The organism is Clostridium lapidicellarium, from assembly GCF_041224415.1.
Lineage (GTDB): Bacteria > Bacillota > Clostridia > Clostridiales > Clostridiaceae > Clostridium_B > Clostridium_B lapidicellarium.
Genome location: NZ_JBGFFE010000001.1, coordinates 72,769 through 87,113 on the forward strand (window position 1 = coordinate 72,769; position 14,345 = coordinate 87,113).

Annotated in this window: 12 protein-coding genes; all 12 read right to left on the reverse strand. The window is 36.1% G+C overall.

All coding sequences use genetic code 11. The features are described 5' to 3' along the window. Nucleotides 1-112: 112 nt before the first annotated feature. The 12 genes from spoVS to rpsO all read right to left on the reverse strand — a co-directional run bounded on the left by spoVS (nt 113) and on the right by rpsO (nt 14,274). Nucleotides 113-373, reverse strand: coding sequence for a stage V sporulation protein SpoVS (gene spoVS / locus AB8S09_RS00370; RefSeq protein WP_294180531.1), 261 nt, complete (start codon nt 371-373; stop codon nt 113-115). A gap of 158 nt (nt 374-531) precedes the next feature. Further along, nucleotides 532-2,076, reverse strand: coding sequence for a ribonuclease Y (gene rny, locus AB8S09_RS00375; protein WP_369868306.1), 1,545 nt, complete (start codon nt 2,074-2,076; stop codon nt 532-534). A 292-nt stretch (nt 2,077-2,368) separates the two neighbouring features. Then, a complete protein-coding gene (gene recA / locus AB8S09_RS00380) occupies nt 2,369-3,478 on the reverse strand; it encodes a recombinase RecA (protein WP_294180529.1) in 1,110 nt (369 codons plus the stop codon). Nucleotides 3,479-3,594: 116 nt separating this feature from the next. Then, the gene (gene pgsA, locus AB8S09_RS00385) at nt 3,595-4,182 is read right to left on the reverse strand and encodes a CDP-diacylglycerol--glycerol-3-phosphate 3-phosphatidyltransferase (RefSeq protein WP_294180527.1); all 588 of its coding nucleotides are present in this window, start codon (nt 4,180-4,182) and stop codon (nt 3,595-3,597) included. Next, nucleotides 4,166-5,506, reverse strand: coding sequence for a 30S ribosomal protein S12 methylthiotransferase RimO (gene rimO / locus AB8S09_RS00390; protein WP_369868307.1), 1,341 nt, complete (start codon nt 5,504-5,506; stop codon nt 4,166-4,168). Before rimO ends, pgsA begins: the two co-directional genes overlap by 17 nt. 127 nt (nt 5,507-5,633) lie before the next feature. Next, nucleotides 5,634-7,904 (reverse strand): FtsK/SpoIIIE family DNA translocase, encoded by a 2,271-nt coding sequence (locus AB8S09_RS00395; RefSeq protein ID WP_369868308.1) that lies wholly within the window; start codon nt 7,902-7,904, stop codon nt 5,634-5,636. A gap of 173 nt (nt 7,905-8,077) precedes the next feature. Then, nucleotides 8,078-8,734: a ClpP family protease gene (locus AB8S09_RS00400; RefSeq protein WP_294180521.1), complete on the reverse strand. Its 657-nt coding sequence runs from the start codon at nt 8,732-8,734 to the stop codon at nt 8,078-8,080. 57 nt (nt 8,735-8,791) lie between these two features. Further along, nucleotides 8,792-9,997 carry an aspartate kinase gene (dapG, locus tag AB8S09_RS00405; RefSeq protein WP_294180519.1) on the reverse strand — a complete coding sequence of 402 codons (1,206 nt, stop codon included), beginning with the start codon at nt 9,995-9,997 and terminating at the stop codon, nt 8,792-8,794. A gap of 37 nt (nt 9,998-10,034) precedes the next feature. Further along, nucleotides 10,035-10,307, reverse strand: a complete 273-nt coding sequence (locus AB8S09_RS00410; RefSeq protein WP_294180518.1) for a YlmC/YmxH family sporulation protein — start codon at nt 10,305-10,307, stop codon at nt 10,035-10,037. Between the two features lie 83 nt (nt 10,308-10,390). Beyond that, on the reverse strand, nt 10,391-11,689 hold the full coding sequence (locus AB8S09_RS00415) for a M16 family metallopeptidase (protein WP_294180516.1): 1,299 nt from the start codon (nt 11,687-11,689) through the stop codon (nt 10,391-10,393). A 115-nt stretch (nt 11,690-11,804) separates the two neighbouring features. Next, on the reverse strand, nt 11,805-13,937 hold the full coding sequence (locus AB8S09_RS00420) for a polyribonucleotide nucleotidyltransferase (RefSeq protein ID WP_294180514.1): 2,133 nt from the start codon (nt 13,935-13,937) through the stop codon (nt 11,805-11,807). A gap of 73 nt (nt 13,938-14,010) precedes the next feature. Continuing rightward, nucleotides 14,011-14,274, reverse strand: coding sequence for a 30S ribosomal protein S15 (gene rpsO, locus AB8S09_RS00425; RefSeq protein WP_294180513.1), 264 nt, complete (start codon nt 14,272-14,274; stop codon nt 14,011-14,013). Between the last annotated feature and the right edge of the window lie 71 nt (nt 14,275-14,345).

Sequence of the window (14,345 nt, forward strand, 5' to 3'; positions counted from 1 at the left end):
TTAACACAGTATTTCATATAGTCAACATAATGACTCTTCAAATTACACAAAGGACTTGAGATAAATCATAAAGACAAATCTGCAAGTCCAACATAAACGCAAAATTTATTTTTTATCTAGGCTGCACAATAAGTTTAATTGCAGTTCTTTCCTCTCCATCTATTTCAATATCCGTAAACGCTGGAATGCATATTAAATCGATTCCACTGGGTGCTACAAACCCCCTTGCAATAGCTACAGCTTTAACCGACTGATTCAATGCTCCTGCACCTATAGCCTGTATCTCTGCCGCTCCTCTTTCTCTTAAAACCCCTGCTAATGCTCCTGCAACTGAATTAGGACTTGATTTTGCTGAAACCTTTAATACTTCCATAATAACCCTCCTATATAATATAATAGTATCTTTGTTTATTGTTGTTTATTATTGTTGTTATATATAAGTATTCTACAAAAGATCAAAAATTCCTTTTAGGTTTTGTAAAGGTTACAAAACCTAAAAGGAAGGTTTCTTTTCAATAAAAATTTTATCTACTATTTTGCATATTCAATTGCACGGGTTTCTCTAATAACATTTACCTTAATTTGACCAGGATACTCAAGTTCGTTTTCTATTTTTTTAACTACGTTCCTTGCCATTTCAAAGGCCCCTGCATCGTCAATATCTTCTGGTTTAACTATAATTCTAAGTTCTCTTCCCGCTTGAATGGCATATGACTTTTCTACGCCTTCACATGTATTTGCTATTTGTTCTAATTTTTCTAAGCGTTTAATATAAGCCTCTAATGTCTCTCTTCTAGCTCCTGGCCTTGCTGCAGATATTGCATCCGCCGCTTGAACAAGCACCGCTTCTAAAGATTGAAATTCTACATCTCCATGGTGAGCCGCAATAGCGTTTACGATTACCGGCGATTCTCTATATTTTTTAGCAACTTCCGCACCTATAATAGCATGTGGCCCTTCCATTTCATGATCCACAGCTTTTCCTATATCATGAAGCAGTCCAGCCCTTTTGGCTGTTGTGGGATCCACACCAATTTCTGAAGCCATAAGACCTGCTAAATGTGCAACTTCTATAGAGTGTTTTAAGACATTCTGACCATAACTGGTTCTATATTTCAACCTACCTAATAATTTTATTAATTCTACATGAAGTCCATGGACACCTGTCTCAAAAGTAGCCTGTTCCCCTTCTTCCTTAATATCGCTTTCCAGTTCTTTCTTGGCTTTTTCAACCATTTCTTCAATTCTAGCCGGATGTATTCTTCCATCAATTATAAGTTTTTCCAGCGCTATTCTTGCAACTTCTCGTCTTATAGGATCAAATCCCGACAATATTACTGCTTCAGGTGTATCATCTATTATCAGATCCACACCTGTTAAAGTTTCAAGAGCTCTTATGTTTCTTCCCTCTCGCCCTATTATCCTTCCTTTCATTTCATCATTGGGCAGATTTACAACATGCACTGTTGTTTCAGCTACGTGATCCGCAGCACATCTTTGAATAGCATAAGTTATAATTTCTCTAGCTTTCTTATCCGCTTCTTCCTTAGCTTTGGTTTCAGTTTCTTTAATCATCATAGCAGATTCATGTTTTATTTCTTTTTTCACTTTTTCTAATAAAATATCCTTGGCTTCCTCCGAGCTCAAACCTGATAATTTCTCAAGTTCTTCCCTTTGTTTCTGATATAATTCATCTACCTTTGACTGTAACTTACCGACTTCCTGCTGTTTTTTATCCAGATTAATTTCTTTTTTTTCAAAAGCATCACTTTTTTTATCAAGCAATTCTTCCCTCTGTATTAATCTTCTCTCCAGCCTTTGTAATTCATTTCTCCTATCTCTAGATTCTTTTTCAACATCATTTTTTAATCTATGAATTTCTTCTTTAGCCTCTAGTATAGCTTCCTTTTTTTTGGATTCAGCTTCCCGTTTAGCCTCTTCCTTTAATCTATTAGACTCATTTTGAGTCTGTGATTTTATAGCATCTACCTTATTTTTGCTAATTTTAAATTCACACAATAGGGCAATTGCTATTAGTATACCAGCAATAATCTCATATATTATCACGGAATTCACATGAACACCTCCTTTGCTTCTATTTTACTATTATAAAATCTATTTATATATCACAGTTAAATATGCAAGCATAGAAAAGGTGTCATATTATTCAATTGGCAATTCCTAAATATACGATAAACCAGAATTTGTCTTAATTTTATATTATATTTTAATTATTGTCAAGTTATATACATCTTATTCCAGATAATAAGCAATTCTTGAGTTCAGATAGAATTTACACATTTTAATCAATCTTATCAACAAAATCGCAGGACAAATACCTGCGATTTTACAGACAACTCTACCATCACTAAGAATTGTTTGATTCATTTTTCTTAGTGCCTGCCTTGGGATCTTTCTCCCTTTTGCCATTTATAGAAGGTTTTTTTAATTCAGGCAAATTATATTTTTCCCTTATTTTACTCTCCACTTCAAAGGAAATATCAGGATTTTCTCTTAAAAACTGCTTTGCATTTTCCCTACCTTGGCCGAGCCTGGTTTCTTTATAGGAAAACCATGAGCCGCTTTTTTGTATTAGCCCTTCTCTTACTCCAACATCAAGCACATTTCCCTCTTTAGAAATACCGTGATTGTACATTATATCAAACTCAGCCTGTTTAAATGGCGGAGCCACTTTGTTCTTTATTACCTTTACCCTCGTCCTATTGCCTATTATAGTATCTCCCTGCTTTATAGCATCAGATCTCCTTACATCCATTCTAACAGAAGCATAAAATTTGAGGGCTCTTCCGCCAGGAGTGACTTCGGGATTTCCAAACATGACCCCTACTTTTTCTCTCAATTGATTTATAAATATAGTTACACATCTGGACTTGTTTATAGAAGATGTAAGTTTTCTAAGTGCCTGGGACATAAGTCTTGCTTGAAGTCCCACATGAGGATCTCCCATCTCGCCTTCTATCTCAGCTTTTGGAACTAAAGCTGCCACTGAATCCACTACCAGGACATCTATTGCATTTGATCTCACCAGTGCTTCTGCAATTTCAAGAGCCTGTTCGCCGCTGTCCGGCTGGGATACAATTAAATTTTCTATATCTACGCCTAAATTTTTTGCATAACTGGGATCTAATGCATGCTCTGCATCTATAAAAGCTGCCGCCCCACCTGCCTTTTGTGCTTCTGCAATTATATGAAGTGCAACAGTGGTCTTTCCTGAAGATTCAGGTCCGAATATTTCCACTACCCTTCCTCTAGGCACTCCACCAATACCTAGCGCTATATCCAAATCCAAAGATCCTGTAGAAATAGCATCCACATTCAACACGCTGTTTTCACCCAATTTCATTACAGCACCTTTTCCAAATTGTTTTTCTATCTGTCCCATGGCAGATTCTATAGCCTGTAACTTTTCATCACTTAATTTTGACAAAAGATCACTTCCTCCCTTATACGAACGCATGTTCTAAATAAATTATATACTATCCACTTCAACTAGTCAACATATTTAATCAACAATTTATATCTGAAATATATTTTAATTATGTACAACATAATTAGATCTTAATCAACAGTTCACTATTTATCCGACTTGAATACCTCTTTATTTTTGACAAAATAATCCACACCCGAAATAACCGTCATAACTATTGCTATGGTCATGGCAACATAAGTAATACAGTTCAAAACTTTATGGGGATGATCCCATAGACTCCTCAATAACCCAAAAGATACGTGGTTATAATCCAAATTTATAAGTGCAAGTATTATCGCCAGTATCTGAGTCACAGTTTTGGCTTTTCCCCAGGGGCTTGCGGCTATTACAACTCCCTCCGATGCTGCAATTGCTCTAAGACCAGTTACCGCAAATTCTCTGGCTATTATTATCATGGCCACCCAGGTCGGTATTATATGATATTCCACCAGAGATATAAGGGCTGCAGTAACTAAAAGCTTATCTGCTAGAGGATCCATGAATTTACCAAATTTAGTAACTTGATTTCTACTTCTAGCTATGTACCCATCTAATTTATCTGTTATTGATGCCAATATAAATATAGCTATTGCAATAATTTTCCCATATGGCATATCCTTTACAGCCATGAATATCAGGAAAAATGGAATCAGCAACATTCTAAGTATTGTAAGTTTATTCGCCAAGTTCATCACATACAACTCCCAACAAATCATATTGAATACTACGAATTATTTTTACATCAATCATAGTACCTCTTTCCAATTCACTTTCACATTTTATATATACAAGCCCATCTATGTCTGGAGCCATTTCATAATTTCTTCCATACCATAAATTTCCCTTCTTGCCCTCTACAATTACTTTATATACCTTTCCTATTTTACTTTTTCCAGCCGATTCAACAATTTTTTGCTGGAGCAGCATCAGCTCTCCCTTTCTTATAGATTTCAATTCTTCCGGAACCTGATCCTTCATCTTAAAAGCTGCAGTTCCCTCTTCTCTCGAATACTTGAACACTCCCATATTTTCAAACTTTGCGTATTTTATAAATCCCTTCAGCTCATCAAAATCACTTTCGGTCTCTCCTGGAAACCCTACCATCATGGTAGTTCTAATGGAAATATCCTTAATATTTGCTCTGAGTTTATCTATAATTTCCATTATATCTTTCTTTCTGCCTTTTCTTCCCATAGCTTTCAATATATTGTCACTTATGTGTTGAAGAGGTATATCTATATAATTGCACACTTTATCGTTGGAAGCAATTTCATCTATGAGAGCATCTGTTATTTCCTCAGGATAACAATAAAGAAGTCTGATCCATTCTATTCCGTCAATTTGAGACACCTTCCTGATGAGTTCAGGAAGCATTTCCCTGCCATATATGTCAACTCCATACTCAGTAGTATCCTGGGCAATAATTATTATCTCCTTAACGCCTTCCGAAGCAAGAGAGCTGCATTCTCTCAGCAGACTTTCCATACTCCTACTTCTATATTTTCCCCTAATTTTTGGAATTATACAATAAGTACAAGAATTGTCGCATCCCTCGGCAATTCTTAAATAAGCGCTGTAAAAAGGAGTGGTAAGTTTTCTCTCGCCTTCATTTATATTTGAATCACTGTAATCACAATTATAAATTTTATCATCCGTATTTTCAATGCACTTCTTTATATTATCATTCAATTTATCATAATCATTTACTCCAAGCATCACATCTATTTCCGGCAGCAGCGACATGAGCTTCCTTCCATACCTTTGAGCTAGGCATCCAGTAACTACCAGAAGCTTGCAGTTGAATTCCACCTTATAATTCGACATTTGAAGTATAGTATCTATGGACTCTTGTTTGGCAGCCTCTATGAAACCGCATGTATTCACAATTATAACATCGGCCGATTTCAAATTTTTCACCAAAGTATACTCTGTTTCAATATTATTTAACATTATTTCAGAATCTACTCTATTCTTATCGCAGCCCAAACTTATCAGCCCAACTCTCAACTTATCCACTAGATTTCCCCCTATTAAAACATTTTTAAATATCCAATTCCAGTTTTACCTGACACAATATATAATTTAACCTTTATGTGAAAATTTTTCAACTCCCAGAATAAACTATATATATAAATTCCACTATTCAATCCTTTCTGTCAATAAGTATTTTTCTGGGTTTGCTTCCATCCTTTTTTGATATTATTTCTCTTTCTTCCATTTGCTCCATTATTCTAGCTGCCCTATTATAGCCTATTCTGAGTCTTCTTTGAAGCAGTGACGTGGAAGCTTGTCCCGCATCCAATACAATTTTGATAGCTTCGTCGAGAAGCTCGTCATAGTCTCCATCTGTTTTAGCTGTATTGGTGTCTATCTGCTCTATTATCTTATCTTCATATTGAGGTTCACCCTGTCTGTTCTTTATATAATCCACAACTTTTTCAACTTCATTTTCCGATATAAAAGCTCCTTGTATTCTCATAGGTTTTGCTTCTCCCACAGGATAAAACAGCATATCTCCCTTTCCAAGGAGTTTTTCCGCCCCGCTGCTGTCAATTATAGTCCTTGAGTCAATCTGGCTGGATACTGCAAATGATATTCTGGAAGGGATGTTGGCTTTTATCACCCCTGTAATCACATCTACGGAAGGCCTTTGTGTAGCTATAACCAGATGCATTCCTGCAGCCCTTGCCATCTGTGCAAGACGTCCTATATAATCTTCCACTTCATTTGGACATACCATCATCAAATCCGAAAGCTCATCGATTATTATTACCACGAATGGCATTTTGCTCTCTACTTTTTTATTTTTAAATAATTCATTATACCCCTCTATATTTCTAACACTGTTATCTGCAAAGAGCTTATATCTCCTGTTCATCTCCTGGACAGCCCAATTCAAGGCTCCTGCAGCTTTCTTAGGATCTGTCACCACAGGTATGAGCAAATGAGGTATCCCATTGTACACACTCAGTTCAACCACTTTGGGATCCACCATCAAAAATTTAACATTATCAGGTGAATACTTATACAGCAAACTCACTATAAGAGTATTTATACAAACACTTTTACCTGACCCTGTAGCACCTGCTATGAGTATATGCGGCATCTTTGTAAGATCCGATACAATGCAGTTTCCACCTATATCCTTTCCCAGACAATAAGTAAGTTTGCCCTTTGAATCTATAAATTCATGAGATTCCACAACTTCCCTCAAATATACCGGCGTGAGTTCCCTGTTGGGAACTTCTATTCCAATAGCGGATTTTCCCGGTATAGGTGCTTCTATTCTAACCCCCGAAGTAGCAAGCCCAAGAGCTATGTCATCGGACAAGTTTACGATCTTACTTACTTTAGTCCCGGGACTTGGCTGGATTTCAAATCTAGTTACAGAAGGCCCCCTGCTTACCTGGAGCACCTTTACGTCCACACCAAAGCTGGCCAAGGTTTCTTCTAGTTTATTTGCACTATTTATAAGTTCCCTTTTATCCTGCTTGTTCAATTTGGACTGTATATTTTGATTCAGCAGATTTACAGGGGGAAATTTATACGAAGAGTTTTGATTTTTCCCGCTTTCCGTCATTTTCTTATCCAGCTCTTCATTTATGGAATCCGACTTATTCTCAGCGGAACCATTTTTGCCACTTTCAAAGCTGTTTAACTCTGTACCGGCATGTGAATATTTACCCATGCTATTTTCTTCTTTTGGATCTGAAGATTTCATAAAATCCAATATCTTTATTCTGTTATTTAGATTTTTAATAAAATCAGCTTTCTCATTTCTTTCAGCACCGCCATTACTGCTCTCTAATTCTTCATCTCCCGCCTTATTGTTTTCTTTAATTTTAATATTCTTACTGGTTTTTCTCTTCTTTTTCGAGAAAATCATTTTTAATTTATGTAGTATATCATATATAGTGATCTTACTTATAATTATAAATGAAATTATATAAAGGGCTGCAAATATAATATAGCACCCCATATTTCCAAACAGCTTATATAACGGAACATCTATCAAAAAACTTATTATTCCTCCATGAAATACGGTGTTCGAACTATATAATTTTCTTATTCCCAAAAATAAATCACGTTCGGAATAATATTCAGGCATTACCAGCATCTGTATAACTAGGAGGGTATTCACAATGAAAAGTAAAATTCCATAAAATTTCTTACTGAAATTCACCTTATCCCTTTTTACAATAAAACAGCATCCTGTGAGTATTATAAGTACTGGAAAAATAAAACATCCCAGTCCAAATACAGCCATCAAAAGTCTTTTTACGAATCTCCCGGCTATTCCAGAGGAAGATGGTGAAAATACACTTATTACCATAAGTATTCCCAATGTAGTAAGCAATATGCCTTTTACATCCCTGTTAAAAATATATTCCTGCTTTTTTTTACTTCTAGACATATGTTACCACCTCCTTCAAGTGAAAAGAAATATTTAATTTAAGTTATAAAAATGATTAGTGTATACCCTAGTAGATATTCTACACTATTTTCTTTTTTCCTTTAATAATTTTTTGAGCAAACTTCTGTTTAGCAGAAGTAGCCACAGGATAAGTCCTATGGTAGCAAACTCAATCATTTTATCATTTCATTTAATTTCTTGAGAGCTTTGCTTATTCCTCCCACTTCATCAATCAACCCCTGCTGTACTGCCTGTTTACCAATTAGTATGGTTCCCGTATCATTTAGCAGCTCATCTGTCTGAAGCATCAATTCAATTAATTTTTTTTCAGTTATTTTAGATGTCCTCACTATAAATTCATTTATCCTATCCTGCATTTTACTAAAATATTCAAAGGTCTTAGGAACCCCAATCACCATTCCCGTCATCCTTATCGGATGCACAATCATAGTAGCTGTAGGAGATATAAAAGAGTAATCGGATGCCGTGGCAAGAGGTACACCAATAGAATGTCCTCCTCCTATAACAAGAGATACCGTGGGTTTACTCAGACTTCTTATCATCTCCGCTATTGCAAGACCAGCCTCTACGTCACCGCCTACAGTATTCAAAACCACAAGCAGTCCCTTTATATTACTGTCGCTTTCAACAGCAATCAAATTTGGTATCACATGCTCGTATTTGGTAGTTTTTGTTTCAGCAGGCAGTACCATATGACCTTCTATCTGTCCTATTATGGGAAGTATCTGAATTGGACTATCCTTCTGCTGTGGAATATTAAGTGCTCCCAGCTCTTTTATGTTTTGCAATTGACTGTTTTTATCTGGCATTTAAATCTCCTCCTTAAACGAACTTATTTTATGCATTTTAGGAGATTCATATACCCTTTATCTTTTATCTGACAAAAACTCCCTGTGAAGGGCGTTTATAGCCCTGCCCGCCATGTCGCTTTTTACAAGGCACCATATAGTAGTATGGGAATCGGCAGTCTGGAGTACTTTTATATTTTCCTCAAACAGTACTTTCAATATTTTTGCGATAACACCCGGCACTCCTCTCATGCCACTGCCAATAAGTGATATTTTAGTACATCCCCTTATGGCAGTATAGTTAAGTCCGAGATTTTTCATCACTATATCAAAATTGTCCATATCCACATCATCTATAGTAAATACTTCTTCATATGGAAATACATTTATGAGATCAAGACTTATAAGGTTATTTGCCAGTCCATCCAACAGCGTATAATAATTTGGGGAATCCTTGTTTTCACTATATTTTACCGTAATCTGAACCCTGTTGTCCATGGACGTTATGCTGTCTACAACTTTACCAGGTACTTCTACCGCAGAATTTGTTATTATAGTACCCTTCCCATCATTTAGCGTATTTTTTATAACCAAAGGCACGTTGCCATCCATGGCTATTTTCACAGCTCTTGGATGTATAACCCTGGCACCCTGGTCTGCCATTTGAAATACTTCATTATAACTTATTCTTTCAATCAGTGAAGCATCCGACACTATTCTGGGATCTGCAGTCATTATCCCATCCACATCCGTATATATCTCTATTGATTCCGAATTCAAGGCAGTACCTAAAAGAGCTGCAGTGACATCACTTCCCCCTCTTCCCAGGGTAGTTACATATCCCTTTTCAGATATTCCTTGAAAACCGGCAACTATAGGAATTTTTCCACTTTCCAATATGTCCATTAATTTGTCTTTTTTAACCTTCAAGACGGCAGCGTCGTTATAGTTGTCATCAGTAATTATCCCTGCTTGTCCTCCTGTTAGTGGAACAGCTTCCATACCCGCCTTAGAAAGCTCATCTGCAATAATAACGGTGCTTATTGTCTCCCCGCAGCTCATAAGTAAATCCACACTTAAAGGATTATTGACTTTAAAATTTTCACTTACCAGAGACAAAAATGTATCCGTGGCATAGGGCTGACCCTTTCTCCCCATGGCCGATACAACTACAACAGGTAGAAATCCTTTGTCTTTAGCCTTAAATATCTTATCCACCACCCTACTTCTTCTTTCATGAGTGGAAACGGAAGTTCCGCCAAATTTTTGAACCAGTATTTTCATTTTAACCCTCCCATTTGAAACCTGTCAATGAACAAGTTCAGTGTAATTTTTTGAGATTCTTTTCTTCTGCATCTATTATAATTGTCTTAGTTCCTATTTTTTTAACATATTCCCAGGAAACTTCTATAAATTCACTTTTTCCGAAAATACTAAATTTGGACTTACTGTCACTTAAAATCAATATTTTTAAATTCCCTCCAGAATCAATTATTATATCATTATTTCCAAGATAATCATATTTATTTCCATCATTTATATTTATAATTTCATATCTTTCCATTTCACTGTAATATTTTATATTTTGATCCATAGTATTCCCCCCAATTATATTTTCATTATTGATATAATACATACTATGAATGATATATATAACTTATTCTACAGACATTATAATTATATAAGTGTCGTCTTCGATCCCTGAAAAGGTTTTACAGCTTTATCCAATAAATTTTCCACAATTTTCGTGTCTATATTACCGCCTACAAATGCAGAATTCACTATTCCCTTACAAAAAGTATTCTTCATAACTCTCTCTATGGTGTCCTCATCTATTTCATCTATCTTTTTTATTATACCTTTGGGAGTATTCAATTTGTTGTTAAATAAAAGAGATTTGCCATTATTGAACATTCTGCTGCTTACACTCTCCATGCCCAGTATATAATTTCCCTTTAACTGTTCTTTCGATTTTTTCAATTTATCGGCCTTGACGCCATTTTTTGAAAATAATTTCAGCTCTTCTTTTATTCTGGATATTACATCGTAAACATATTTTGCATTCAAACCTGTATACACAATAACTGCACCGTTATTATTAAAAGAAGTAAGATATGAATACACAGAATAACAGAGACCTTTCTCCTCCCGTATTTTTTGAAATAATATGGAAGAAGCTCCACCGCCATATATATTGTTCAATAATAAAAGAGGATATATATCATCGCTGCCGCCTTTGACTCCCTGTATTCCCAAACTCACATGAAGTTGTTCTATGTCTTTTTTCTTTAAAAGATGATTACTTAAAAATTTGGGAAAAGAATAATCGGTTATAATTTTATTTTTCCCGTGCCAGTCTTTAAAATATTTTTCTACCAATTTTTCTACATTTTTTAAATCTACTCTTCCAGCTATGGATATTACAGAATTTTCAGGTATATAGTGTGAACCTATGTAATCTAGAAGCTGCTCTCTATTAAAGGATTTTATAGTATTTGCATTCCCCAATATAGGAAGGGATATGGAATCTTCTCCCCACATAGCTTTGCTGTGAAGATCTGAAAGTACATCTTCTGGTAAATCTTCACTCATATTTATTTCTTCAATTATAACGCCTTTTTCCTTTTCAATATCTTCAGAAAGAAATTTACTATTAAACAGCATATCCGCCAGAACATCTACAGCTAAATCCAAATGTGAATCCAGCACCTTTACATAAAAACATGTAGCTTCTTTCCCAGTAAAGGCATTTATCTGTCCTCCAACATCTTCTATGGATTCAGCTATTTCAAGTGCTGTCCTATCGGTTGTTCCTTTAAATAGCATATGTTCAATGAAATGAGAAATACCATTGTCATATTTTTCTTCATTTCTGGATCCATTTTTTATCCAAAGACCCACACTTACAGAATTCACATAGTCTATATTTTCTACCACAACCCTTAGTCCATTATCCAATTCAAATACATTATACATTTTTTTACTGCTGAAATATTGACATTATACAGCAGAAGATCTCACCCCTTTCGCATAAATGATTAATTTCAAAAAATCCTGTTAAAAAATAAAAAGGCACCTAAGCCCTTCTATTTTACTGTTTCTTTTGAATGTTCTTCTCCTTGAGATTCTTTTTTTCTGACTCTCTTATAGCATCTTTTCTAGAAAGATTTATTCTTCCCTGATTGTCTATATCAGTTACTTTTACCAATATTCTATCTCCTACAGAAACTACATCTTCCACTTTGTTTACCCTGGTAAAATCCAATTTTGAAATATGAACCAGTCCCTCTTTGCCTGGAAGAACTTCAACAAAAGCACCAAAATTAGTTGTTTTAGTGACCTTGCCAAGATATATCTCTCCCACCACTACGTCCTTAGTAAGATCATCAATCATTTTCAATGCTTTTTTTGCACTTTCAACATCGGCTGAGGTAACGAATATCTTTCCATCTTCCTTTATATCTATCTTAACTCCCGTTTCAGCTATTATTTTATTTATTACCTTTCCTCCAGAACCTATTACATCTCTGATTTTTTCAGGATCTATGGACATGGTAAATGCCTTCGGGGCATATTTTGAAAGTTCTGCCCTGGGTCCGGGAATACATTCATGAATTTTATTAAGTATAAATAATCTTGCTGTTCTTGCCCTGTAGAGAGTCTGTTTTATACAATTGCCAGACAAGCCGTGAATCTTTGTATCGAACTGAATAGCCGTAATGCCCTTTTCCGTTCCGGCGACCTTAAAGTCCATGTCCCCAAAGAAATCTTCCAGTCCCTGTATATCGGTCAATATTTCTTCCTGGGACATATCTTCGCTTGTCACAAGACCCATGGCTATTCCTGCAGCGGGTCTCTTTATCGGAACACCTGCGTCCAAAAGAGCCAAGGTACTCCCACATATGCTGGCCTGAGAAGTGGAACCGTTGGAACTCAATACTTCAGATACAAGTCTTATGGTATAGGGAAACTCATCTTCACTTGGTATAAGAGGCTTCAACGCTTTTTCAGCCAGGGCCCCGTGGCCAATTTCCCTTCTTCCCGGTCCCCTCAGAGGCCTTGTTTCTCCCGTACTGTAAGATGGAAAATTATATTGGTGTATATACCTTTTAGACTCTTCCGGTCCCACACCGTCCAATACTTGAACATCCTCCAGCGAACCCAGAGTGGCAACAGTCATAACCTGGGTAAGTCCTCTTGTAAAAAGTCCGGTCCCATGAGTTCTGGGAAGAATTCCAACTTCACAGCTTATAGGCCTTATCTCGTCAAATGCTCTTCCATCCACTCTCTTATGCTCCTTTAAAAGCATATCTCTAACTATTTCCCTCTTTATCCTATGGACTATATCTGAAATGTCAGCTTCACTGTCAGGGTCATCTTCTAGGAATTCCTCCTCCAGCTTGTCATCCACAGCTTTCAGTGCGTCATTTCTGCTGTCTCTGTTCTCTATATGCATGGCATCTTTTATCATTTCAAAGGCAAATTCTCTTACCCTGCCCTCCAGTTCCTCATCTGCTTTGTATAATTCAGGCTCTACTTTTTCCTTGCCATACTTCTTTACTATTTCCTCCTGAAATGCCACCAGCTTCTTACATTCTTTAAATCCACACACTATACCGTTGTACATTATGTCCTCCGGTATCTCATCTCCCCCAGCTTCCACCATCATAACTCTATCTTTAGTAGCACAAACTGTGAGATTTAAGCTGCTTTTTTCCCTTTGTTTAAGATCAGGGTTTATTATAAACTTGTCATCTACCAATCCTACAGAAACTGCTCCTACAGGAGTAGTAAAAGGAATATTTTCAGACATGCAAAGAGCCAGTGAGGCTCCATTTATAGCCAGTATGTCAGGTACATTATCCTGATCGACAGACAGTATAGTACACACTACCTGGACATCATTTCTATATCCCTTCGGGAAAAGCGGTCTGAGCGGCCTATCTATCGCCCTGGCATGAAGTATTGCTTTTTCCGTGGGTTTTCCCTCCCTTTTTATAAAACCTCCAGGGATCTTGCCAACAGAATACATCCTCTCTTCATATTCTATACTTAAAGGGAAAAAATCCACTCCTTCCCTCGGTTTATCCGAAGAATTCGCATTTATTAAAACCACTGTATCTCCATAACTTATGAGTAAGGCACAGTCAGAAAGCCTACCCACTTTGCCATAATCAATTTTTATAGTTCTTCCTGCTACAGTAGTTTGAGCTATTTCACTCATTAAAAATATACCTCCTTCCAATGAATTACAATTTTATTAAAATAATAGAGCGGTAAAAGCCCGCTCCCCAAGATTATTTCCTTAAATTCAATTCCTTAATAATAGCACGGTATCTTTCAATATCCTGCTTAGTCAAATAATTAAGAAGACCTCTCCTCTTACCAACCATCATCAAAAGACCCCTTCTGGAATGATGATCTTTTTTATGAACTTTCAAATGCTCATTTAAATGATTTATTCTTTCCGTAAGCAGAGCTATCTGTACTTCGGGAGATCCAGTATCCCCTTCGTGCCTTCCATATTTTTTTATTATTTTTTCTTTAACTGCCTTTTCCACTTTTTGTTACACCTCCAATTGTTAATCCCCTTTATTCCAAGAACAACGTTGGCAAGTCGAAATTCTTAGCA